The 23,241-nt window shown below is 60.7% G+C and carries 20 protein-coding genes; 19 read left to right on the top strand and 1 reads right to left on the bottom strand.

Features of this window, described 5'->3' with window-relative positions; genetic code table 11:
* The first annotated feature begins 88 nt into the window (after positions 1-88).
* The 15 genes from L0U81_RS33080 to L0U81_RS33150 all read left to right on the top strand — a co-directional run bounded on the left by L0U81_RS33080 (position 89) and on the right by L0U81_RS33150 (position 15,348).
* Positions 89-454, top strand: coding sequence for a Zn-ribbon domain-containing OB-fold protein (locus tag L0U81_RS33080; protein WP_233810421.1), 366 nt, complete (start codon positions 89-91; stop codon positions 452-454).
* Between the two features lie 59 nt (positions 455-513).
* The gene (locus L0U81_RS33085; RefSeq protein ID WP_233810423.1) at positions 514-1,665 is read left to right on the top strand and encodes a thiolase; all 1,152 of its coding nucleotides are present in this window, start codon (positions 514-516) and stop codon (positions 1,663-1,665) included.
* A gap of 141 nt (positions 1,666-1,806) precedes the next feature.
* Positions 1,807-2,607 carry an enoyl-CoA hydratase/isomerase family protein gene (locus tag L0U81_RS33090; RefSeq protein ID WP_233810425.1) on the top strand — a complete coding sequence of 267 codons (801 nt, stop codon included), beginning with the start codon at positions 1,807-1,809 and terminating at the stop codon, positions 2,605-2,607.
* 10 nt (positions 2,608-2,617) lie between these two features.
* Positions 2,618-3,421, top strand: a complete 804-nt coding sequence (locus L0U81_RS33095; protein WP_233810427.1) for an enoyl-CoA hydratase/isomerase family protein — start codon at positions 2,618-2,620, stop codon at positions 3,419-3,421.
* Positions 3,422-3,438: 17 nt separating this feature from the next.
* Complete coding sequence (locus L0U81_RS33100; RefSeq protein ID WP_233810429.1) at positions 3,439-4,254, top strand: enoyl-CoA hydratase/isomerase family protein; 816 nt, start codon at positions 3,439-3,441, stop codon at positions 4,252-4,254.
* Positions 4,255-4,298: 44 nt separating this feature from the next.
* Positions 4,299-5,153 carry an SDR family oxidoreductase gene (locus tag L0U81_RS33105; RefSeq protein ID WP_442793487.1) on the top strand — a complete coding sequence of 285 codons (855 nt, stop codon included), beginning with the start codon at positions 4,299-4,301 and terminating at the stop codon, positions 5,151-5,153.
* A gap of 3 nt (positions 5,154-5,156) precedes the next feature.
* The gene (locus tag L0U81_RS33110) at positions 5,157-6,299 is read left to right on the top strand and encodes a CaiB/BaiF CoA transferase family protein (RefSeq protein WP_233810433.1); all 1,143 of its coding nucleotides are present in this window, start codon (positions 5,157-5,159) and stop codon (positions 6,297-6,299) included.
* Between the two features lie 42 nt (positions 6,300-6,341).
* Entirely contained in the window at positions 6,342-7,541 is a 1,200-nt protein-coding gene (locus L0U81_RS33115) for an acyl-CoA dehydrogenase family protein (RefSeq protein WP_233810435.1), read from the top strand.
* Positions 7,542-7,572: 31 nt separating this feature from the next.
* On the top strand, positions 7,573-8,727 hold the full coding sequence (locus L0U81_RS33120) for an acyl-CoA dehydrogenase family protein (protein WP_233810437.1): 1,155 nt from the start codon (positions 7,573-7,575) through the stop codon (positions 8,725-8,727).
* A 34-nt stretch (positions 8,728-8,761) separates the two neighbouring features.
* Positions 8,762-9,928: an acyl-CoA dehydrogenase family protein gene (locus L0U81_RS33125; protein ID WP_233810439.1), complete on the top strand. Its 1,167-nt coding sequence runs from the start codon at positions 8,762-8,764 to the stop codon at positions 9,926-9,928.
* 16 nt (positions 9,929-9,944) lie between these two features.
* On the top strand, positions 9,945-10,751 hold the full coding sequence (locus L0U81_RS33130) for an enoyl-CoA hydratase (protein WP_233810441.1): 807 nt from the start codon (positions 9,945-9,947) through the stop codon (positions 10,749-10,751).
* A gap of 19 nt (positions 10,752-10,770) precedes the next feature.
* Positions 10,771-11,640 (top strand): MaoC/PaaZ C-terminal domain-containing protein, encoded by an 870-nt coding sequence (locus L0U81_RS33135; protein WP_233810443.1) that lies wholly within the window; start codon positions 10,771-10,773, stop codon positions 11,638-11,640.
* A 55-nt stretch (positions 11,641-11,695) separates the two neighbouring features.
* A complete protein-coding gene (locus L0U81_RS33140; RefSeq protein WP_233810569.1) occupies positions 11,696-12,904 on the top strand; it encodes an acyl-CoA dehydrogenase family protein in 1,209 nt (402 codons plus the stop codon).
* Between the two features lie 9 nt (positions 12,905-12,913).
* Positions 12,914-14,047 (top strand): acyl-CoA dehydrogenase family protein, encoded by a 1,134-nt coding sequence (locus L0U81_RS33145; RefSeq protein WP_233810445.1) that lies wholly within the window; start codon positions 12,914-12,916, stop codon positions 14,045-14,047.
* A 71-nt stretch (positions 14,048-14,118) separates the two neighbouring features.
* Entirely contained in the window at positions 14,119-15,348 is a 1,230-nt protein-coding gene (locus L0U81_RS33150) for a cytochrome P450 (RefSeq protein ID WP_233810571.1), read from the top strand.
* A gap of 141 nt (positions 15,349-15,489) precedes the next feature.
* Here L0U81_RS33150 and L0U81_RS33155 read toward each other — a convergent pair whose 3' ends face one another.
* Positions 15,490-16,149 (bottom strand): TetR/AcrR family transcriptional regulator, encoded by a 660-nt coding sequence (locus tag L0U81_RS33155; RefSeq protein WP_233810447.1) that lies wholly within the window; start codon positions 16,147-16,149, stop codon positions 15,490-15,492.
* Positions 16,150-17,467: 1,318 nt separating this feature from the next.
* On the opposite strand from L0U81_RS33155, the gene L0U81_RS33160 reads away from it, so the two are divergent.
* The 4 genes from L0U81_RS33160 (at position 17,468) to L0U81_RS33175 (ending at position 23,231) form a co-directional block, all read left to right on the top strand.
* Positions 17,468-19,165: a DUF1302 domain-containing protein gene (locus L0U81_RS33160; protein WP_233810449.1), complete on the top strand. Its 1,698-nt coding sequence runs from the start codon at positions 17,468-17,470 to the stop codon at positions 19,163-19,165.
* 14 nt (positions 19,166-19,179) lie between these two features.
* The gene (locus L0U81_RS33165) at positions 19,180-20,529 is read left to right on the top strand and encodes a DUF1329 domain-containing protein (RefSeq protein ID WP_233810451.1); all 1,350 of its coding nucleotides are present in this window, start codon (positions 19,180-19,182) and stop codon (positions 20,527-20,529) included.
* A 149-nt stretch (positions 20,530-20,678) separates the two neighbouring features.
* Positions 20,679-22,040 carry a DUF1329 domain-containing protein gene (locus tag L0U81_RS33170; RefSeq protein ID WP_326489894.1) on the top strand — a complete coding sequence of 454 codons (1,362 nt, stop codon included), beginning with the start codon at positions 20,679-20,681 and terminating at the stop codon, positions 22,038-22,040.
* Between the two features lie 126 nt (positions 22,041-22,166).
* Positions 22,167-23,231 (top strand): WD40/YVTN/BNR-like repeat-containing protein, encoded by a 1,065-nt coding sequence (locus L0U81_RS33175; protein WP_233810455.1) that lies wholly within the window; start codon positions 22,167-22,169, stop codon positions 23,229-23,231.
* Positions 23,232-23,241 lie beyond the last annotated feature (10 nt).

Here is a 23,241-nt window from a genome sequence, read left to right on the forward strand (position 1 = left end):
CAATGTTCGGTTATGTGTTCCATTTTGACCCGATAACGCGGCTCGATTCGGCGCGAGCCCATCGCAAAACGATTTGGAGGAGCGGGGAATGGACTCTCTTTGTCCTGAAGTCGATTATCAGAAATTTCTGGCCGAGGGCCGTTTGATGATTCAGCGTAGCCGCAGCAGCGGCCGCTACGTGTTCTACCCGCGGGTGGCGGAACCGGTTACCGGTGCGCGCGACCTTGAGTGGGTCGAAGCCTGCGGGAAGGGAACGGTTTATTCAACTACCGTGGTGCGCCAGAAATCGCCCACGCCAAGCTACAACGTAGCAGTGATCGATCTGGATGAAGGTGTGCGCATGCTCAGCTGTGTAGAGGGCATCGAGCCGGAGGCTGTGCGCATCGGCATGCCCGTGCAGGCGAAGATCGTGTACCGGGGGGATGCGGCACTGCTTGTGTTCGAGCCAGCTTGACGCCCGCTAACCCGCAACCGGCCGTCAAGAGCCGGTCGCACCGATGAAAGGTAGATCGAATGGAATTCAACTTGCGCGGGCGTACCGCACTGGTGGCAGGTGCCACCTATGGGATTGGGGAAGCACCTGGCTTGTCGTCGCTGGACCTCGCTGCGCGCGCCTCCGTTGACGCGCTGGCTCAGGTAGGGCTTACGCCTGGCGATGTCGACGGGCTTTTCGTGTGCACGCCGGACGACATGCTCTCGGGTCTTACGTTTGCCGAGTACCTCGGTATTAACCCGAAGTTCACCGACAATAATCGAAGCGGCGGCTCGGCGTTCGAGATCTACGCGCACACCGCGGCGATGGCGTTGTGTACGGGACAGATCGACGTTGCCTTGATCGCATACGGGAGCAATCAGCGCAGCGCGGCAGGCAAGCTTGTGCAGTCGTCGCGCCCCTCGCCGTGGGAGAGCCCGTATAGGCCGATGAATCCGGTGTCGTCTTATGCACTTGCGGCGGCGCGGCATATGCACCAGTACGGCACGAAGCGCGAGCATCTTGCCGAAGTGGCCGTGGCCGCGCGCAAGTGGGCGCAACTCAATCCTGAAGCGTACATGCGTACGCCCTTGTCGATCGAAGATGTGATGGGCGCGCGCCTCGTGTCTGACCCACTTTCCGTGCGCGATTGTTGCCTCGTGACCGATGGCGCGGCGGCGGTTGTGATGGTGCGCGCCGAGCGGGCGCGTGATCTCACCGACAAGCCCGTGTATCTGCTCGGCGCAGCTTCGGCCACTTCGCATCGCGAAATAGCGAGCATGCCGGATCTCACGGTGACTGCGGCAGCGCAATCGGGCCGACGTGCATATGAAATGGCGGGCGTGAAAGCAGGCGATATCGACGTCGCGATGCTCTACGACGCCTTCACGATCAACACCATTCTGTTTCTCGAGGACCTCGGCTTTTGCCCCAAAGGCGAAGGCGGCGACTTCGTTTCGGAGGGTGGCATCGCGCCAGGCGGCCGGCTCGCGGTGAATACCAACGGCGGCGGTTTGTCCTGCGTTCACCCCGGCATGTATGGGCTATTTCTGATGGAAGAATCGATGCGGCAATTGACGGGCCGTGCCGGTGAGCGTCAGATCCCCGGCGCGAAGCTGGCGATCGCGCACGGCAACGGAGGTGTGCTCTCGAGCCAGGCTACGGTGATTCTCGGGACACAGGAAACGCTGTAAGACACGCCACCCACGAGGGTCACTGTCAACAGCTTTGCATGGGATCAGGGTAAGGCGTTGCATGGGACTGATGTAAGCGCTAAAGCGCTAACACCAGTCGACACGCTAAAGGGCTAACGCTGATCGACAGGAGACGGACAGATGAGCGAAGAGACCAGCAACGATGCAGCGGAGATCGTACAGGTCCGACAAAACGGTGCAGTTGCGATCGTCACATTGAACTATCCGCAACGGCGCAACGCGTTTTCGCTGAAGATGCGCGAGACGTTGCATGCGCAACTCTATCGCCTGATGCATCACGAGGAAAACTGCCGTGCGATAGTCCTGACCGGCGCGGGCAATACGTTTTGCGCGGGCGGTGATATCTCGGAAATGCAGGCGCGCAAGGTGCTGGAGTATCGCCAGCGCAACGAACTGCCGCTCGATATTTTCAGACTGATGGTCGAAGGCCCGAAAGCGGTCGTCGCTGCTGTCGAGGGGTTCGCGTTTGGCGCTGGGCTCTCGCTCGCCGCTGCTTGCGACTACGTGGTCACATCGTCGGCCGCGCGATATGCGAGTGCCTTCGTCAAGGTGGGGCTGCTGCCCGATACAGGGCTCTATTGGTCCCTGTCGCAGCGCGTGGGCGGAGGTCTTGCACGCGAGCTGATGCTGAGTGCGCGCCAGTTCGATGGCGCCGAAGCTGGCGAGACCGGTTTTGCGAATCAGGTCGTAGCACCTGGCGAGGCACTCGACGCTGCGATGAAGGTGGCGCGACAGTACGCGGAACTTCCTTCGGTGGCCACCGCACACCTCAAGGCCGCGCTCGCGACGGGCATCCGCACGCTCGACGACGCGATCGAGGCCGAAGTCAACCTGCAGCCCATCCTGCGCCGCAGCCGCGAACACCAGGAGGCCGTGAGCGCCTTCATGGAGAAGCGCAAGCCAATGTTCGTGGCCGACTGAGGAAGCCAACATGAGCGAAACACAAACGGCAGAAAAAGATATGACGTCGCTGATCGAGGTGACTCGCGACGGACCGGTCGCGATCGTGACGCTGAACAATCCCAGGCGCCGGAACGCAATGGGACGCCAGATGCGTCAGTTGTTGCGCGACATCATGCATCGGCTCATGGTCGACGATCCGGATTCGCGCGCGATCGTCCTGACGGGCGCGGGAGAGCACTTTTGCGCGGGCGCCGACATCTCCGAGATGACGAAGCGCACGATCCTGCAAAGTCGCGAGATTCTGGCGGAGTCGTGCGTGGTGGTGCGCGAGATGCAGGCGGGACCGAAGCCGGTCGTGGCAGCCGTGGAAGGCGTAGCCTTCGGCGCCGGGCTGTCGCTCGCGGTGGCAACTGACTACGTCGTCGCGGCTTCCACTGCGCGCTTTTGCGCGGCGTTTTTGCGCGTGGGGCTGATTCCGGATACCGGCATTCTGTGGACGCTGCCGAAGCGCATCGGCATGGCTCGCGCGAGGGAAATGCTATCGCTCGCCACGGAGATCGACGGCAACAAGGCGGTAAAGATCGGCCTGGCGAACGAAGTCGTCGAGCCGGGTAGCGCGTGCGCAAAGGCAATCGAAGTTGCACGCGGTCTCGCCGACTTGCCGCCGCTCGGCGTGGCGCTGCTAAAACACGCGCTCACCAACGCGACGACCATGGAAGGCGCGTTGAAAGCCGAGATCGACTATCAGCCCATCCTGCGCCAGTCGAAAGACCATCAGGCTGCCTGCAGGGCGTTTATGGAAAAGACCACACCGGTCTTCACGGGTGAGTGAGCGCGGGGAGCAATGCGATGAGTATCGAGCAGAGTGAAAAGGCCGGGGGCGAGGAAGAGATCGTGCAGGTGCGCCGTCAAGGCGACGTGACCATCGTCACGATGAACTATCCAGAGCGTCGCAACGCGTTCTCCATGAAGATGCGCCTCGCGCTGACGGAGGTGTTCCAGCGGCTCATGCACGATGACCCGGACACGCGCGCAATCGTGCTGACGGGCGCGGGCGGCCATTTCTGCGCGGGCGGCGACCTGTCCGAAATGCAGGTGACCACTCCGCCGTTGTTGGCGCTTCGTGAGCGCATCGCAGTGGGCGTGCGTCTCTTCAAGCTGATTTATACGGGCACAAAGCCGGTCGTCGCAGCGGTGGAGGGCACGTGCTACGGGGCGGGGCTCTCACTGGCTGCTGCTTGCGATGTCGTGGTCAGTGCTGATTCGGCAAAGTACTCGTGTGCGTTCGGGAGGGTCGGCCTGCTTCCCGACACCGGAATTCTCTGGACATTGCCGCAGAAGGTCGGCGGCGGCAAGGCGCGTGAGTTGATGCTCAGGGGAAATGTGATCGACGCAGCCGAGGCGCGCCAGCTCGGTCTCGTCAGCGAGGTGGCCGCGAGCGGCAGCGCGCTCGATGCGGCGATCGAGAGCGCAGCGCGCTTCGCGAGCTATCCGCCGGTGACGCTGGCGCTCCTGAAGGCGAGCCTCGCCAACGCGGGCAATTCGATCGAAGACGCTTGCCGCCTCGAAACTGACCTTAATCCGCTGACCCGTCAAACGAGCGACCACACCGAGGCGGTGGCGGCCTTCATGGAAAAGCGCAAGCCGATTTTCACGGGTGCCTGACACTGCCATTCTCCGTTGCTGTCTCTACTGGAAGTTCAACGCATATGTTTACGCCTGACCTGTTGAAGAACAAAAGAATTCTCATCACCGGGGGTGGCACTGGCCTTGGCAAAAGTATCGGCCGACGCTACCTCGAACTGGGCGCCGAGCTCGTCATCTGTGGCCGCCGCAAGGAAGTGCTCGACGCGACGGCCGACGAGTTTCGCGGTGTCGTACCTGGCGCGCGCGTGACGACGGTGCAGGCGGACGTGCGCAGCGCGGAGTCCGTGGAGTCCATGATGGACGCCGTCTGGAAGGATGGGCCGCTCGACGTGTTGCTGAACAACGCCGCGGCCAACTTCATCGCGCGCACGGAAAGCCTGTCGGCGCGCGCGGTTGATGCTGTGCTCGACATCGCGCTGCACGGCAGCTTCTATTGCACGATCGCGGCGGGCAAGCGCTGGATCGACGCGGGTCACTCGGGCAACGTGATCAGCACGGTGTCGACGCCCACGATGACCGGCTCGGCCTTTACAGTGCCGTCCGCTGCGGCGAAGGCCGGTGTTCTCGCAATGACCCGCAGCCTCGCCGTCGAGTGGGGCCCGAAAGGCATTCGCCTGAATGCGGTGGCGCCCGGTCTCTTCCCGACGCCGGGCGCATGGGAGCAGTTGTACCCGCCGGGCTCGCAGGTCGAGCCGCAGGAGCGCTCGGTGCCTCTCAGGCGCTTCGGCGAGCATACGGAACTCGCCGATCTCTACGCTTATCTGGCCTCGGATGGCTCCGGCTACATCAACGGCGACATGATCGTGATCGACGGCGGCCGCTGGATGCAAGGTGTTGGTGGCCCGACCTTCCGCGCGATGCAGGACTGGACCGACGAACAATGGGACGCCATGCGCGCCCACGCTCGCAAGGGATGAACCATGGGTCCGCTTGCAGGAGTTCGAATCATCGAGCTGGCCGGGATCGGGCCTGGGCCCATGGCGGCGATGCTGCTCGCCGATCTCGGCGCGACGGTGTTACGCATCGAGCGTCGCCAGCCGGTCAAGCTCGGTATCGAGCGGCCGCTGCGCTACAACCTGTTGCTGCGCAACCGAAAGACAATTGCGCTCGACCTCAAAGATCCGGAGGCAGTCGAACTCGTGCTTACGCTGGTGGAGCGCGCCGACGCCTTGATAGAAGGTTTCCGGCCCGGCGTGACAGAGCGACTCGGGCTGGGCCCGCAAGCCTGCCTCGAACGCAATCCGAAGCTCGCTTACGGACGCATCACGGGATGGGGCCAGGAAGGTCCACTCGCGCAGTACGCCGGGCATGACCTGAACTACATCGCGATCACCGGTGTGCTCAACGCAATTGGCCGCCGCGATCAGCCACCTTCGATACCGCTGAATCTGATCGGCGACTATGCGGGCGGATCGCTGTACCTTGCAATGGGGCTGCTTTCGGCGATTTTGCATGCGCGTAACGGCGGCACCGGTCAGATCGTGGATGCCGCAATCGTCGACGGTACAGCCAACCTTGCCACCACGTTCTTCGGCATGCAGGCCGCCGGCATCTGGCGAGACGGGCGCGGGACGAATATCACGGATTCGGGATCGCACTTCTACGACGTGTATGAGTGTGCGGACGGCAAGTGGATCACGGTCGGTCCCATCGAGGACAAGTTCTATCTCGAACTGCTTCGCTTGCTCGACATCGACCCCCAAACGCTGGGTACCCAGCTCGACGCAAGCAACTGGCCCGCCGCGCGCGCGCTGTTCGCGCTGAAGTTCAAGGGCCGCACACGCGAGCAATGGACCACGTTGCTCGAGCAGACGGATGCATGCTTCGCACCGGTTCTGTCGTGGAGCGAGGCGCCCGAGCATGCGCATCTGAAAGCGCGCGGCACGTTCATCGAAGTGGACGGCATCGTGCAGCCCGCGCCGGCGCCACGCTTTTCCGCCACCGTGCCCGCGACGCCGACGGCGCCCGAGGCGCCCGACGCGTCCACGCTCGACGCCGCGCTGGCCGCATGGCTCGATCCGGGCCGCATCGGCGAGCTCAAAGAAGCCGGAACGCTGGCCTGACCGAACCCGGCAGGCGAGCCATAAAGACGAAACGAGACACTCATGGATCTGCGATATACCGACAAAGAGCTGGCGTTCCGTAATGAGGTGAGAGCCTTCTTCAAGGAAGCGTTGCCCTCCGACATTCGACGCAAGGCGACTTTGGGGCAGCGTTATTCGGCGGCCGACCTGCGCCGCTGGCAACGCATTCTCTACGAGCGCGGCTGGGCGACGCCAGCGTGGGATAACGCGTGGGGCGGCACGGGTTGGAGCGCGGTGCAGCAGTACATCTTCAAGGAAGAGCTGCACATGGCGCCGGCGCCGGAGACACTGTCATTCAACGTGAACATGATCGGTCCGGTTCTGATCGCGTTCGGCAGCGAAGAGCAGAAGCGCCATTTCCTTCCTCGCATCGCGAGCCTGGAATACTGGTTTTGCCAGGGATTTTCCGAGCCCGGCGCCGGTTCGGACCTAGCCGCGCTTCGAACCCAGGCGGTCCGCGACGGGGACGACTACATCATCAACGGGCAGAAGCTGTGGACTTCGACGGCGCATCACGCCGACTGGATGTTCTGTCTCGTGCGCACGGATTCGAGCGGCAAGAAGCAGCAGGGCATTACGTACCTGCTGGTCGACATGAAGACACCGGGCCTGACTGTTCGCCCGATTATCACGATCGACGGCCACCATGAAACCAACGAAGTGTTCTTCGATAACGTGCGCGTACCGGTTGCGAATCGCATTGGCGAGGAAAACAAGGGTTGGGACTACGCCAAGTATCTGCTCGGCAACGAGCGCAGCGGCATCGCGCGCGTGGGCGTTTCGAAGATGCGCGTGCGTTACGCGAAGGATCTTGCGAAGCGCGTGCCGTGTGGTGACGGTGTGCTGTGGGACGACCCGCGTTTTCGCGAACGCGTCGCGGCAGTTGAGGTAGAGCTGAAGGCCCTGGAGATGACGCAGATGCGCGTGATCGCTGAGAGCAACGCGCAGGAGAGCCACTTGCCCGACCCGAAGACTTCGATCCTGAAGATCAAGGGTTCCGAGCTACAGCAACTCTCAGCTGAATTGCTCCTCGAAGTGGCAGGTCCTGACGCTTTACCACTTGATCTCGACTTCCTGCGTGGACTTGGCGAACCAGTCCGAGAACCCGAATGGGCGCTCACGATCGCGCCGAATCACTACTTCGCGCGTCATGTCTCGATTGTGGGCGGCTCCAATGAGATTCAGAAGAACATTCTGGCTAAGTCCGTTCTCGGACTTTGAGCGAAGGGCGAACTGCGGAGAAGCATGAGATATGGACTTTGATTTTACCGACGAGCAACGCATGCTCAAGGACAGCGTCGAGCGGCTCGTCAAGGACGAGTACGGGTTCGAGCAGCGCGCGAAGTATCTCGCTGAGCCGGATGGTTTCAGCCGTGAGCAATGGGCGCGTTACGCCGAAATGGGCCTGTTGGGCCTTTCGTTTGACGAGGAATACGGCGGCAGTAATTGCGGCCCGGTCGAAACGATGATCGTCATGGAGGCGTTGGGCCGTGGGCTCGCAGTCGAACCGTATCTCGCGACGGTCGTGCTAGGCGGCGGCTTCGCGCGCCTCGCTGGCAACGCAGCACAACGCGCCGCGATTCTGCCGGCGATTGCGCAGGGTGAGCTGCAGATGGCGTTCGCCCACAGCGAGGCGCAGTCGCGGTACGACCTCGCAGACGTTGCGACCACCGCACGGCGTGAAGGTGACGGTTGGGTGCTCGACGGCGCCAAGCGCATGGTGCTGCACGGCGGCAGCGCCGATCTGCTCGTTGTGTCGGCGCGCATGTCGGGTGGCAGGCGTGAACGCGACGGCATCGGTCTGTTCGTAGTCAGGGGCGACGCGGCGGGCGTGACGCGCCACTCGTATCCGACGCAAGACCGGCTGCGCGCGGCCGACATTGAGTTCTCCGGCGTGCGCGTCCCGGACAGCGACGTGCTGGGCGTGGCGGGTGCCGCGTTGCCGCTTATAGAAACGGTCGTCGCGCACGCCATCGCGGCGGTGAGCGCGGAAGCCGTGGGTGCCATGGCCGCCGCGCACGAGGAAACAGTGGAATATCTCAAGGTCCGCAAGCAGTTTGGCGTGCCTATCGGATCGTTTCAGGCGCTCCAGCATCGCGCGGTCGACATGCTTGTCATGGTGGAGCAGGCGCGCAGCATGGCGCTCTTCGCGACCATGATGAGCGAGGAGCCGAATGCGGCAGAACGCGATCGCAGCATGTCTGCGGCGAAAGTGCAAATCGGACGCTCGGGCCGTTTCGTGGGCCAGCAAGGCGTGCAGTTGCACGGCGGCATCGGCATGACTGAGGAGTGCAAGATCGGCCACTACCTGAGACGCCTGAGCGTAATCGATATCCAGTTCGGCTCGACCGAACATCATCTGACCCAGCTCGCCAATGCCGGCGGACTGATCGATGCAGCAGCGTGAGCCGTGCGTCCTGCCAAGTAAACGGAAACCATTCATGAGCCGAATTTCCACACCCGATCAATATCAGGAACTGCGCGATGCCCTGCGCGACCTCTCGAAGGAGTACCCCGACGAGTACTGGCGCCGCATCGATCACGAGCGCGTCTATCCGGAGGCCTTCGTCGACGCGTTAACGAAGGCCGGCTGGATGGCGGCGCTGATTCCCCAGGAGTATGGCGGCTCCGGCCTCGGGCTGACCGAGGCGTCCGTGATCATGGAGGAGATCAACCGCAACGGCGGCAACTCCGGGTTCTGCCATGGGCAGATGTACAACATGAATACGCTACTGCGGAACGGCTCGGAAGCACAAAAGCGCAAATATCTGCCGAAGATCGCGAGCGGAGAACTGCGCCTGCAGTCGATGGCCGTCACCGAGCCGACGACGGGAACCGACACGACAAAACTGAAGACCACCGCCGTAAAGAAAGACGGCCGTTACGTGGTGAACGGCCAGAAGGTGTGGATATCCCGCGTGCAGCACTCGGACATGATGATCCTGCTCGCGCGTACCACGCCCTTGTCGGACGTGAAGAAAAAATCGGATGGGCTGTCCTGCTTCCTGGTGGATCTGCACCAGGCTATCGGCAATGGTCTGACCGTGCGGCCGATTCCCAACATGGTCAATCACGAGACGAACGAACTGTTCTTCGACAATCTCGAGATTCCTGAAGAGAACCTTATTGGTGAGGAAGGCAAGGGCTTCAAGTACATCCTCGATGGACTCAATGCCGAACGCGCACTGATCGCGGCCGAGTGCATCGGCGACGGTTACTGGTTCGTCGAACGCGCATCGAAGTACGCGAGCGAGCGGATCGTGTTCGACCGGCCCATCGGCATGAATCAGGGCATCCAGTTCCCGATTGCCGAGGCGTACATCGACGTGCGCGCGGCCGATCTCATGCGCTACAAGGCCTGCGAGCTTTTCGACAATCATCAGCCGTGCGGGGCCGAAGCGAATATGGCGAAGCATCTCGCGGCAACGGCTTCGTGGAAAGCCGCGAATGCCTGTTTGCAGACACATGGCGGCTTCGGTTTCGCCTGTGAATACGATGTCGAACGCAAGTTCCGCGAAACCCGGCTCTATCAGGTGGCACCGATTTCGACGAACCTGATTCTGTCCTACGTCGCCGAGCACGTGCTCGACCTGCCGCGTTCTTTCTGAAATCGAGGGGGATCTCATGCGCTTCGAGAGCATTCTGTACGACGTCAGGGACCGTATCGCGACGATCACGCTGAACCGTCCTGAACACATGAACACCTGGAACGACCAGGTGGCGACCGAGGTGTACGACGCGATGCAGGCGGCGGGTTCAGACCGTGGCGTGCGCGTCATCGTTTTCACCGGCGCGGGCAAGGCCTTCTGTGCAGGGGGCGATATTCATAGCTTCGGCGGCGACCCTGCGGCGCTCATGACGAAGCTTCCGCGCCCGTTCGACATGCGCAAACGCGCCGACTGGCAGACGCGCTGCTCGTACTACCCGGCCATCCCGAAGCCCGTCATCGCCATGCTCAACGGCGCGACCGTCGGCATTGGCCTGATTCACGCGCTGTTTTGCGACATCCGGTTTGCGTCGGAAGACGCCACTATCACGACAGCATTCGCGCGGCGAGGTCTGACGGCGGAATACGGCATGGCCTGGATACTCGCCAGACACGTGGGGCAGGCGCACGCGCTCGACCTGCTGCTGTCGGGACGCAAAATCAAGGGGCGCGAAGCGGAACGTATGGGACTCGTGAATCGGGCAATTCCGGCCGACAAGCTGGTCGAGGAGACCTATGCCTACGCGCGCGAAATGGCGGAGTACTGCTCGCCGCGTTCGATGCGCATCATGAAGGAGCAGGTCTGGGAAGTGCCGTTCCAGACGCCCCACGAGGCGGTCATGTACGCCGGGTTGGACATGCCGATCGCCAACCAGTGCGATGACTATAAGGAAGGCATTGCCAGCTTTCTCGAGAAGCGCAAGCCCAACTTCACGGACTACTGAGCACATACAGGACTACCTCATGCTGAACTACGAAGTCGTCAAGAACTGGCCGATTGAAGATGTCACGCAGACGTACAGCGAGCGCGACGTGATGCTGTATTCACTGGGCCTCGGTCTGGGTGGAGACCCGTTGGACGCAGAGCAACTGCGCTACGTGTACGAGAAAAACCTGCAAGCGATGCCGACTTGCGCGGCCGCGTTCGCGTGGCCGAAATCGTGGATGCGCGATCCGCGTACGGGTATCGACTACCTGAAGCTTGTGCATGGTGAGCAGGATGTCCGTTTCGCGCGCCCGATGCCCGTGGCGGCGACCATCGTTAGCAAGACGCGCGTGAGCCGCATCTCAGACAAGGGCGCAGGCAAGGGCGCGATCGTCGAACTCAAGCGAGACATCATCGACGCCTCGACGGGCGAACAACTCGCTGAAGTCCGGCAGGTGTCCTTTCTGCGCGGCGACGGAGGGTTCAGCGCCGAGTCGGGCGAGAGCGACTCGCCGCCCGAAGCGCTGCCGCCTGTGCCGGAACGAGCGCCGGATGCGGAATACGTCTTCTCGACCGGCCCCCATGCTGCGTTGATCTACCGTCTTTCCGGCGATGCCAACCCTTTGCACGCGGACCCCGATGTGGCATCGAAGGCCGGATTCAGCCGGCCGATTCTTCACGGCCTCGCGACCTACGGCATGGCCGGTTATGCGGCGATTCGCACGTTCGCGGGTAACGACGCATCACGTTTGAAGCGACTCGCTTTGCGCCTGACTTCGCCGGTGTACCCGGGCGAACAGGTTCGCTTCCAGTTCTGGCGGGACAGTGACACGCGCTTGCATCTGCGGGCGCGCGTCGACGCACGCGATGTGGTGGTACTGAACAACGGAATCGTGGAAATTGCCTGAAACCGCGCCCGGCAGCGCCGATCGTGTTTTGCCGGGCCGCGACTGGAGCCTGACGATGGACCTGAAAGAGAGTCCCGCCGACAATGAATTTCGCGCCATAGTGCGTGAATTCGTAGCGACGCATTTGCCCGACGACATTCGTGATCGGGTGCTCAACTTCCGTCATGTGCCGCGCGAAGACTATGTGCGCTGGCAGCGGATTCTGGCCGGGAAGGGGTGGGGCGCACCTGCTTGGCCCGCACAATTCGGCGGCGCCGCCTGGAATGCCGCGCAGCGCAATATTTTCGACGAGGAATGCTTTACCGCTGGCGCGCCGCGTCAGATGCCGTTCGGCCTTTCGATGGTTGGACCTGTGATTCAGAAGTTCGGCACCGACGCGCAGCGCGAACGGTTCCTGCCGCGCATCATCTCGATGGAGGACTGGTGGTGTCAGGGTTACTCCGAGCCGGGTGCTGGTTCCGATCTGGCGTCGCTCAAGACGCGTGCGGAGCGCGTCGAGCGAGACGGTCAATCGTTTTACGTCGTCAATGGCCAGAAGATCTGGACCTCGTTTGCCCAATGGGCGAACTGGATTTTTTGTCTGGTCCGCACGGATGGCAGCGGCCGCCCGCAAGAAGGCATCTCGTTCCTGCTGATCGATATGTCGACCCCCGGGATCACGGTCAGACCTATTCGCACGCTTGACGGGGGCCACGATGTCAACGAAGTGTTTTTCGACAATGTTGAAGTGCCGGTAAGCAATCTCGTCGGTGACGAGCATCGCGGCTGGTCGATCGCGAAGTATCTGCTCGGACACGAGCGGACGAACATCGCCGGGCTTGGCAACTGCAAGCGCTTCATGCGACGTCTCAAGGAGATTGCCGGCAGCGAGCGTAAGCACGGCAAGCCGCTCATCGAGGACGTCCGCTTTCGTGATCGCATCGCCAAGGTGGAAATCGATTTGATCGCTCACGAATGGTCGCTTCTGCGCGTCGTCTCGGCGGAAACAGCGGGACGTCCTATCGGACCGGAAGCTTCGGTGCTGAAAATCCGCGGTTCGGAGATTCAGCAGGAGCTTACGGAACTGATAATGGAATGCGCGGGCCCGTATGCGGTGCCCTTTGTAAGCGAAGCGCTGGAGGCGGACTGGCGCGGCGAAACCGCGAACGGCGAGCTGCTCAACGCGCTGGCCGCGCATTACCTGGACTGGCGCAAGATTTCGATCTACGGCGGTTCGACTGAAGTGCAGAAAAACATCATCGCCAAACAGGCGCTCGGCATCTGAGGACACGCCATGGACTTCACGCTGGTTGAAGAGGAACAGATGCTGGCCGACGTGGTCGGCCGTTTCGTCGAAAAGGAGTACGACTTCGAGGCGAGGCGCCGTCTTGCCGCCACTCCCGAGGGTTGGTCAGCTGCACACTGGTCTACGCTCGCTGAAATGGGCGTGCTGGCGCTGAACGTGCCGCAGGAGCATGGCGGCCTTGGCATGGGTCCGGTCGAGACCATGCTCGTGATGGAGGCCTTTGGCCGTGGACTCGTACTGGAGCCGTTTGTATCGACGGCCGTAATCGGCGCGAAGCTGATCGGGCGCGCGGGCTCCGAGGCGCACAAGGTCACGATGCTGGCCGGTATAGCGGACGGCAGCCTGAAGACCGCACTGGCAACGCTGGAACCCGGCGCGCGTTTTGATTTGTGGGATGTGGCGACGAGGGCCGAGCCAACGCGTGGCGGCTTTATCCTGAATGGACGCAAGGGCGTCGTACTGCATGGCGACAGCGCAGACATTCTGCTGGTCTCCGCGCGTACCGCAGGCGAGCAGACGGACAAGCACGGCATCACGCTCTTTGCCGTCGATGCTCGAACGCAAGGTGTGAGCATCAAAGGGTTTCCCGCACTCGATGGCCAGCGTATCGCCGAGGTGGTGCTGGACGGCGTGCGCGTCGATGCACAGGCTGTCATCGGCGCCATTGATCAGGGCTGCCCCTTGCTCGAGTGGACCGTCGATCAAGGCATTTTTGCGCTGTGCGCGGAGGCGGTGGGCGCGATGTCGCGGCTGAGCGAGCTGACTTTTGAGTACCTGCGCACGCGAAAGCAGTTTGGCTCGCCGATCGGCAAATTCCAGGCGCTGCAGCATCGTGCCGCGGATATCTTGACCGCGGTCGAGCAGGCGAAATCGATCGTCTACTTTGCCGCCGCCAAACTTGGCGCGGACGACGACCTGGAAGCTCATCGCGCTGTCCTTGCCGCCAAGGCGCTGATTGGCCGTAGTGCGCGCTTCGTGGCACAGCAAGCCGTACAACTGCACGGAGGGATGGGCATGACGGACGAACTCGCGGTGGGGTGGTACGTGAAGCGGCTCACCTGCATCGATATGACATGGGGAAACACCGAGCACCATATCGAGCTATACGGCGCGTTCCTGTAATTGCAGTTAAGCAGACGACAAAATTGGTCCCGACCGCCCATACTGGTCGATTCGAAAAAAGGAGACAACTGATGTCAGTAGCTGGTCATGGCGCGACTCCGGAGCTGGCGCCGGTTCCCGCGCACGTATTGCCTGAACGGGTGTTCGACATCGACATTTACAATCCGCCGGGTGCCGAAGATGACTACCATCTCTCGCTCAAGCGGTTGCACGCCGAAGGCATTCCCGACATTCTCTGGACACCGCGCAACAGTGGACACTGGATCGCAACGCGCGGCGACGACATCTATCACATCCTCAAGGACTACGAGAATTTTTCGTCGAAGCAGTTGACAGTGCCGCTCGTCGAGCATCAACCGTTACCGCCGATCTTCTTCGATCCTCCGCAGCACACCGCCTATCGCGCGCTGATCGCGCCTGCCTTCATGCCGCAAGCGATCGGCAAGCTCGAGGAGAAGGCGCGCGAAATGGCGATCGAACTGATCGAGGGCTTTTGTCCGACGGGCGAGGTGGAATTCGTATCGGGATTTGCGCAGCATCTGCCGATCGGCATTTTCATGAACATGGTGGCGTTGCCCGCCGAGGATCGCGAGTACTTGCTCAGCCTCGCCGACAAAATGGTCCGCCCGGTCGATGCCAACGAGAAGCTCCAGGCGCTTGGAGCGATCTTTCAGTACCTGGGCGTGAAGATCGCCGAACGCCGCGCGAACCCGGGTGACGACCTCATCAGCAAGATCGTCCATTCGAAGATCGACGGGCGCGCGCTTACGGACGAAGAAGTTCGCGGGCTTTGTGGTCTCGTGCTGATTGGCGGCCTCGATACGGTTGCTTCGGCCATGGGCTTTATCGCGCGATTCCTCGCCGGCAGCCCGGCCCACCGCAAGCAGCTCATCGACAACCCCGAACTGACGCAGAAGGCCGTCGACGAGCTTCTGCGGCGTTTCCCGGTGGTCAATCAAGGGCGGCGGATCACACACGATTTCGAATACAAGGGCGTGCATATGAAGGCGGGCGACATGATCATCATGCCGACCACGCTGCACGGTCTCGACGAAAGAAAGTTCGACGATCCGCTGAGCGTCGATTTCACTCGGCCCACGCCGATTCATTCGACGTTCGGCAATGGCGCGCATCGTTGCCCTGGCTCGTTCCTCGCACGCGTGGAATTGAAGGTCTTCCTTCAGGAATGGCTCAAGCGCATTCCTGATTTCCAGATCAAGCCGGGCGAGAAGGCGGGTGTCCACGGAGGCGTAAACGGTACGCTGTACCACTTGCCTCTCGTCTGGGAGGTGGTCCGCTGAGGATCGGTCGCAATGGCCTGAAAGAGCCGTTGCGACCATGTGCGCCTGTAGAAGGCGGTCAGCGGCGCGGCGCAGGTCCCCTAGCGCGTGCCGACCGCTCCACCTGGGCGCGATTCTGGCTTAGGCACCCGCCTTCCAGTCTTATGGAGAAGCCTTGCTTAACGCTCGCCAGACGACTTTCATGGCGTGACGGAATGAGTCCCGATCAAGCGTGTTCGCGTTGGACCGGCGAAGAAAGACGACCAGACCTTGTAGATGTGAAAGGAGCAGGGCGCCACGCAGCGTACATTCGGCCGACGCCAACGTTGGGTTTATCTGCGCGATCAGTTCCGCCAGAAGATCCTGGAAATCCGCGGTGGATTTCGCCATCAAGGCATGCAAAAAGGGCTCATGCTCCGCCAGACTCCAGCACTCCAGAACAAAGGCGCTAACGCGATTGCCGCCGGCTGACGTCAGTACCGAGAACGCCTCGTCGACGATGACCTCCAGCCGGGCCTCCGGTGGCCGCAGTTTGTCTTGGGCGATGGTCCGATAGTGTTCGAAATAGCGATCTGTAAATGCCTCGATCGTGGCCCGCAATAGTTCCTCGCGGGTGCTGAAATAGTGCTGCAGGGTCCTCAGTCGGATTCCTGCGTCGCTGGCAATTCGGCGTTGAGTGAAGCCAGCGTTACCTTCCGATGCGAAGACCTCGATCGCTACTTCGATGATGACGGGCACACGCGTCGTTCTGTTCCCTCGCCGTCTGGGCTCGTCGTCTGCCAACTTGCCGAGCTCTGCCGATGAGATGGTCAGGTCTTTCATCTTTTGGCTCTCCTTGGCGCCTGCTGCCCGTCGCGCGCGCGTTGTCGATCCGGGGTGTGTAACGGCGGCTTTGATCTGATGATTAGTCAAACGACGAATAAAAATGCAACCTTCGACTAATTGTTTTTCAGAAAACGCCTGATCCCGTCTCGCACCCAGCATTGCATATGCTACCCCATTAACGCGTGGTCTTGTCCATACCAGCATTTCCCCTGGTGCCGACTGGGCTTGATAGTGGGTCGGCTGACTACTATTATTTAGTCAACCGACACATTGTGACCAAACCCAACCCTTCCCGCTGCGTCGAAACCGGAGCAGGAGATGCGCACGGTCTGGGGCTGGCCGGTTAAGGTCACCAATTTTTGCGTTCCTGGTTGGATAGTCAGAAGCGCGTATAGGGCGGTCGAAGGAGCAGGACATGAAGCTTGGAGAAGGTTCTTTGCGTTCGCTCATCGAGAAGTGGCTTGCACCCACTGCGGCCACCCCGGTGCATCTAACCCGATGTACTTTCGCGAATTCGAGCCAGACCAGGTGTGTGCTTGCGCGGTCAGCCGCCTCCGAGAGGTCCTTCGCGATATTCTTCTTCCGGCACGACGATGGTGCCTGGCGCGTGTTCCCGCCCCCTCCACGAAAACCGCAAATGCATTCCCGCGCAGGAACGGGATAAGAGATTGATCGGGTCGTGGTCATGACCAGGGTATAGAGAAGGACTGCCAAGGAAACCGACTCAATCGCGCAATCGTTTTCGGATGCTTTTTCGGTTCGTCGTTTTATCGCGTACGAATGGAAAGCCGATAGGCTGACACGTCCGTGACCTGTACTGCTTACCGGACCAGGGCCGGGGAATACTGGCTGCGTCCGACCTGCGTATCGATCCGTATCCGCTTTGACGGATCGCAAGGAAGCCCCCCATGGTTTGCATCGCCAATCCGCGCAGGCGAGGTGAAAGCCTCGCAAATTCAGTCGTCGACAACATTTCGTTTGCGCTACGCGCTCCGCACGCATCTGGAACCGTCGCGACGCTGGTTCCCGTACACCGGTTCAAACCCATTACGAATCTCGAAATCACGTTTGCCTTGATCTTTGAACGACGTTCAAAAAAATGCATCACGTAGGGTGAGCGAGCGTTGACAGTCGAGTTTCGAGCGTTTATCTTTGCGAACAGCATTCGTATTCTGGTTGAGCTGTCGGAAGTATCCAGGACGGACGCGATGCTGACGAGGTAGGGAGGCCGGTTTCGCTTCATTGCAAGAAGTCTGCGGCAGTCCAAAGGCCTAGGCCTTTTCTGCGGCAGTTCGACGAAGACAAGAGGAGACGCATGAAAAAGAAAAGTCTGAAGCCAAGCGCGATCAGCCTTGGTGTGCAAGCAACCTGTATCGCGGCGGCGTGCGGGTTGTGGAGCGCGAACGCAAACGCCTTCCATTTCGATGTTCCGAACCCGGACATCGACATGGAATGGGACAACACGGTGCGCGCTGACTACGATATCCGGCTTCAGAATCCGGACCACTTCTACACCAACAGTCCGACCTACGATGAAGGCGATCTGTCGACGCCGAAATTCAGCACGATCCAGTCGATGCTGAACCTCTACAGCGAATTCGACTTCAAGTACAAGGAGACGTCAGGTTTCCGCATCAGTATGGACGCGTGGTATGACCCGACGTTCAAGAATCACAATACGAGCAATCCCGCATTTCCGCCCAACTATCCCAACAACGAGTACACGAGCTATATCAAGAAGTACTATCAGGGCCCGAGCGCCGAACTGCGCGATGCGTTCGTGTTTAACACGTTTGACCTCGGTGGTCACTCTGTGAACGTCAAGCTGGGCCGGACGGCACTCACATGGGGGCAGTCGGCGTTTGCTACGCTGGGCGGAGCGAACTCGGTGGCGATCGGTCAGCAGCCTCTCGATCTGATGAAACTGACGCAGAGCCCGAGCGCTTCGCTTAAGGAAATTGTGTTGCCGACGGCTCAGGCCAACGTGACGACGAGCATTACCGACACGTTCACCCTCGGGGCACAATACACGTTCGAATGGAACCACGACCGTCTGCCTGAAGGCGGCACATATTTCGGCGGTGCGGATCCTATTCTTTATGGCCCTCCGATCGCCAGCTACGAAAACATTCCGGGGCTGGGCACGTTCGCGATTCCGCGCATCGCGCCGACTAAAGGTCAGATCGGCGATATCGGCCTCGACGGGAAGTGGCGTGTCGATTCGCTCGCAACGACCTATGAATTCACGTACCGCCACTTCGCCATGAAGATGCCGTGGGCGGCGGTGCTACTCCCGGGTGCGGGACCGGAACTCTTCCCAGGCACCAACCTTCCTGGTGTTACGGCGAAGTATGGCAACGACGTGAACCTGATCGGCGCTGGCTTCAACAGTGCGATCGGCAACGCGGCGGTGGCAGGCGAGCTGTCGTACCGCTGGAACATGCCGCTCAGTGCGGTCAACGCGACCACGGTCAACGACGCGCCAACGGGCCGTACGTTGCATGGTCTTTTGAACGTTACCCAGTCGTTCGGCAAGTCACCGCTGTGGGACAACATGTTCCTGCAGGGCGAATTCGCGTTCAATCAGTTGTTGAGCGTGCAATCAAACCCCGGGAACTTCGCGATGTCCGGCTATGACACGACCGGCCAATGTTCTGCAAGCGGGAATAACCCGTTCAACAACTGTTCCACCCGTTTCTGGGCCGGAATCGGTATTGGTGCTAGCCCGCAGTGGTACCAGGTGTTCCCGGGGGTCGATCTGACGATGCCGCTGTTCGTCAACCTGAATCTTAAGGGCTATTCATCGGTTATTTCGCCAGCGGCCGAAGCACAAGGTCAGAACACGTTCGTGGTCGGGCTTGATTTCACGATCTATAACAAGCACGAAGTGGACATTACCTACACCTACTACATGAACAAGAAGGGGTACTCAACGGCGGGAGCCGCCACGGCTCTCGGCGCGCCGTACAGCGACAAGTCGTGGCTGGGCATCACCTATCAGACAACGTTTTGATGATGGAGACACCTGTGAAAAGATTCCCAAAGCTTCTTAAGGCGCTGGCGATACTCGCGGCTGTTTGGGCTTCACCCTACACGCTGGCGATCGAGGGCGGGATGACGCCGTTCGGCGCAGAAATTGCCGGCAACAAGGACGGGTCGATTCCTGCATACACGGGGGGCATCAAGGAGTTTCCGAGCGGATTCAAGGCCGACTCCGGAAAATGGGCGGACCCGTTTGCCGGTGAAAAGCCCGTTCTGCAAATCACGGCCCAGAATTATCAGCAATACGCTGACAAGCTGAGCGCGGCGTCGGTCGAGTTGTTCAAGCGGTATCCTACTTACCGGATGGACATCTACCCGACGCATCGCTCCGTGGCGTATCCGGACTGGTACCTCGAGAACTCGGAAAAGAACGCGGAGAACGCGAAACTCGAGAAGGGTGGCCTGTACATATCTGGCGCTTTCGGCGGCAAGCCGTTCCCGGTGCCCAAGAACGGTCAGGAAGCGTTGTGGGACTGGGAGATGCACTATGTCGGCACGGCCCAGAAAAACAATGTGAAAACGTGGCTCGTCGATTCGAGCGGCACCCCGATTCTTGCCGCGCAGTTCAAGAGTTCGCTGCTCTATCCTTATTTCGAGCCTAAGTACGAGGCGGAGTTTCGCAAGAAGGGGCCCCTCGCGATCTGGTATCAGGTCTACAACGACTACGCGGCACCGGCGCGGCTGATTGGTGACACGACGCTCTTCTGGTACTTCACGGATTCGGCCGATCACGACCAGCAATCCTGGGAATACAACCCGGGTCAACGCCGCGTCCGTGTGGCGCCCGATCTCGCCTACGACACGCCGAACCCCGGCTATTCCGGCGCCATCACGATGGACGACATCCAGCTGTTCTACGGGAAGATCGACCGCTGGGATGCGAAGCTGGTCGGAAAGAAGGAAATGTACATCCCGTACAACGACTACAAGCAGCAGTACGAGACGCCGGCAAGCAAGATCCTCACGCAGCATTTCGTCAATCCGGATTATGTCCGGTGGGAACTGCACCGCGTATGGGTCGTCGAGCTGACGCTCAAGCAGGGTGCGCGTCATATCTACAGCAAGAAGACGCTGTATTTCGATGAGGACGGCGGTGGCGGAATGATGGACGCCTACGACCAGTCGGGCAAGCTCTATCGCGCCGGCTTCCAGACCACGGTTCCCGCGTATGACTACAAGGTGCCGTACGCGATGGGCAACTGGTTCTACGACTTCAACAGCGGCATCTATATCTTCGGCAGCCACCCGGCCGAAGCGCCCGGCATCTACTTCAACGTGAGTTTCCCGAACGATTACTACACGCCGGAGCGCATGCAATCTGCGGGTGTCCGCTAATTGCACGATCAGTTGCAATAAGGTATTGAGTGTACATCCCGCTCGACGCACCGAGCGGGATGTCTCACCAACGGTGGCTTACGTGAGGCTCGCGCATCAAAAGTAGTGGAGTAGCTGTTGCTTTTGGTATTGGATCAACCTGGAAAGTGATGGAGACAGTTTTGAAGAAACACCGGATGTTGATTAAGGCGCTCGCGCTTGTTGCAGCAGTCTGCGCGGCGCCAATGAGTAATGCGATCGAAAGCGGGGTGACGCCTTTCGGGGCGGAAATAGCCGGGAACAAGGACGGGACGATTCCGGCATACACAGGGGGAGTCACGCAGTTTCCGGCGGGATTCAAAGCCGATTCGGGCAAATGGGCGGACCCGTTTCCAGGCGAGAAGCCGGTGTTGCAGATCACTGCCCAAAACTACCAGCAATACGCGGACAAGCTGAGCGCGAGCGCAATCGAACTGTTCAAGCGTTATCCGACCTACCGGATGGACATCTATCCGACGCACCGCTCGGTGTCGTATCCGGACTGGTATCTCGAGAATTCGGAAAAAAACGGGCAGAATGCGAAGCTGGAAAAGAACGGCCTGTTCGTTTCCGGTGCGTTCGGCGGAAAACCATTCCCGGTGCCGAAGAACGGTCAGGAAGCACTGTGGGATTGGGAAATGCGCTACGTGGGTACGGCTCAGCGCAATAACGTGAAGACCTGGTTGGTTGATTCGAGCGGCACGCCGATCCTCGCCGCCCAGTTCAAGAGCTCACTGTACTACCCATACTTCGATCTCAAGCAGGAAGGCGAATTCAGGAAGAAGGGTGGTCTTGCCATCTGGCAATACATCAACAACGATTTCGTCGCGCCGGCACGAATGATCGGCGACACGACGCTCTACTGGTTTTTCACTGACACGGCCGATCACAACCAGCAATCGTGGGAATACAACCCGGGCCAGCGCCGCGTGCGCGTGGCACCTGACCTTGCCTACGACACGCCGAACCCCGGATATTCCGGCGCGATCACGATGGACGACATCCAGTTGTTCTACGGACGTATTGATCGCTGGGACGCGAAGCTCGTCGGCAAGAAAGAGATGTACATCCCGTACAACGACTACAAGCAACAGTACGAAACGGCGGCGAGCAAGATCCTCACGCCGCATTTTGTCAATCCGGATCATGTGCGCTGGGAACTGCACCGCGTGTGGGTCGTCGACTTGACGCTCAAGCAGGGTTCGCGTCACGTGTATGGCAAAAAGACGCTTTATTTCGACGAGGACGGTGGCGGCGGAATGATGGATGCCTATGACCAGTCGGGCAAGCTCTATCGCGGTGGCTTCGAGACCACGGCGCCTGCTTACGACTACAAGGTGCCCTATTCGCTCGGCAACTGGTTCTACGACTTCAACAGCGGCATCTACATCTTCGGCAGCCATCCTGCTGAGGCACCGGGGATCATGTTCAACACGAGCTTCACGAAAGACTTCTTTACGCCCGAGTATATGCAATCCACCGGCGTCCGATAGCCGACACAGTTGCAAGGAAGCGCGCAGCAGGTGCGTCATGCCGGTACGGCATGGCGCACGGAGAAGTTTCATAAAAGCCCAGGACTGTTCGCGTGATCGATCGCCAGTTACTGTGAAGGAGACGCAATGCGCAAGACACTGTTTCGTTGGCTGGCACTCGTCGCGGCGGCATGCGCCGCCAATGGGCCGGTCCAAGCCGAATTTGCCGACCCGATGCGTTCACCTGCCGTGATGAACCCGCAGGCCGCGCATGAACCCCTCATGGCGTTGGCGCAAGCCGGAGAGCGCCTCGTCGCGGTAGGCCCGCGCGGGGCGATTCTCGTGTCGGACGACGGTGCCATGAACTGGCGCCAGGTACAGGTTCCGGTGAGTTCCGATCTGGTGGCCGTTACGTTCAAGTCGGCCTCGCTGGGCTGGGTGGTGGGACACGACGGCGAAGTGCTCCACACCATCGACGGCGGCAATACCTGGGCTCGGCAACTCGACGGCCAGCAGGCGGCGAAGCTGATGAGCGCGTACTACTCGAAGCAACAGGGCGATTCGCCCGATCCCAAGGCGTCGCGCGAAGAGGCAGAGCGCTTCGAAGCAGACCAGGGCGGACGTCCGTTCCTCGACGTCTGGTTTGATGACGAGCGTTCCGGCTGGGTCATCGGTTCGTTCAACATCATTTTCCACACCGACGACGGTGGCAAGAGCTGGGCGCCCTGGTTCGATCGCGTGGACAATCCCAACGCGTTGAACCTGCATGCGATGCGCCGTATCAACGGGACGCTTTATATCGCCGGCGAACAGGGGCTGCTGCTCAAGCTCGATCCCGACAAGCAGCGTTTCGTCGCGGTGCCGACGCCCTCGAAGGGCAGCTTCTTCGGTCTCGCGTCGATGGGCAACGCGACGATCGTCTACGGTCTGCTCGGCAACGCGTATCGCTCCACTGACGGCGGCGCCACGTGGGACAAAGTCACGCTGCCGACCGGCGCGAGCATTCTGGCTTCGGCTGAACTGCCGAACGGTCACCTTGTTCTCGCGACTCAGGCGGGTGAGTTGCTCGAGAGCGTCGACCAGGGCGCAACGTTTCATGTACTTGGCGCCAGCCAGCCGGGCGGCATCTTCGCCATGGCGCTGCGCGGCGACACCGCGGTGCTGGCCGGTGCGGCCGGGCTGTCGCGGATCGCATTGTCGAAGTCGCACTAAGGGGGAGCAG

It is taken from the genome of Paraburkholderia sp. HP33-1 (genome assembly GCF_021390595.1).
In the GTDB taxonomy this organism is placed as follows: domain Bacteria; phylum Pseudomonadota; class Gammaproteobacteria; order Burkholderiales; family Burkholderiaceae; genus Paraburkholderia.

Coding starts and splice junctions, on each gene's coding strand:
- L0U81_RS33080 (WP_233810421.1), top strand. CDS start 89: ATGGACTCTCTTTGTCCTGAAGTCGATTATCAGAAATTTCTGGCCGAG.
- L0U81_RS33085 (WP_233810423.1), top strand. CDS start 514: ATGGAATTCAACTTGCGCGGGCGTACCGCACTGGTGGCAGGTGCCACC.
- L0U81_RS33090 (WP_233810425.1), top strand. CDS start 1,807: ATGAGCGAAGAGACCAGCAACGATGCAGCGGAGATCGTACAGGTCCGA.
- L0U81_RS33095 (WP_233810427.1), top strand. CDS start 2,618: ATGAGCGAAACACAAACGGCAGAAAAAGATATGACGTCGCTGATCGAG.
- L0U81_RS33100 (WP_233810429.1), top strand. CDS start 3,439: ATGAGTATCGAGCAGAGTGAAAAGGCCGGGGGCGAGGAAGAGATCGTG.
- L0U81_RS33105 (WP_442793487.1), top strand. CDS start 4,299: ATGTTTACGCCTGACCTGTTGAAGAACAAAAGAATTCTCATCACCGGG.
- L0U81_RS33110 (WP_233810433.1), top strand. CDS start 5,157: ATGGGTCCGCTTGCAGGAGTTCGAATCATCGAGCTGGCCGGGATCGGG.
- L0U81_RS33115 (WP_233810435.1), top strand. CDS start 6,342: ATGGATCTGCGATATACCGACAAAGAGCTGGCGTTCCGTAATGAGGTG.
- L0U81_RS33120 (WP_233810437.1), top strand. CDS start 7,573: ATGGACTTTGATTTTACCGACGAGCAACGCATGCTCAAGGACAGCGTC.
- L0U81_RS33125 (WP_233810439.1), top strand. CDS start 8,762: ATGAGCCGAATTTCCACACCCGATCAATATCAGGAACTGCGCGATGCC.
- L0U81_RS33130 (WP_233810441.1), top strand. CDS start 9,945: ATGCGCTTCGAGAGCATTCTGTACGACGTCAGGGACCGTATCGCGACG.
- L0U81_RS33135 (WP_233810443.1), top strand. CDS start 10,771: ATGCTGAACTACGAAGTCGTCAAGAACTGGCCGATTGAAGATGTCACG.
- L0U81_RS33140 (WP_233810569.1), top strand. CDS start 11,696: ATGGACCTGAAAGAGAGTCCCGCCGACAATGAATTTCGCGCCATAGTG.
- L0U81_RS33145 (WP_233810445.1), top strand. CDS start 12,914: ATGGACTTCACGCTGGTTGAAGAGGAACAGATGCTGGCCGACGTGGTC.
- L0U81_RS33150 (WP_233810571.1), top strand. CDS start 14,119: ATGTCAGTAGCTGGTCATGGCGCGACTCCGGAGCTGGCGCCGGTTCCC.
- L0U81_RS33155 (WP_233810447.1), bottom strand. CDS start 16,149: ATGAAAGACCTGACCATCTCATCGGCAGAGCTCGGCAAGTTGGCAGAC.
- L0U81_RS33160 (WP_233810449.1), top strand. CDS start 17,468: ATGAAAAAGAAAAGTCTGAAGCCAAGCGCGATCAGCCTTGGTGTGCAA.
- L0U81_RS33170 (WP_326489894.1), top strand. CDS start 20,679: ATGGAGACAGTTTTGAAGAAACACCGGATGTTGATTAAGGCGCTCGCG.
- L0U81_RS33175 (WP_233810455.1), top strand. CDS start 22,167: ATGCGCAAGACACTGTTTCGTTGGCTGGCACTCGTCGCGGCGGCATGC.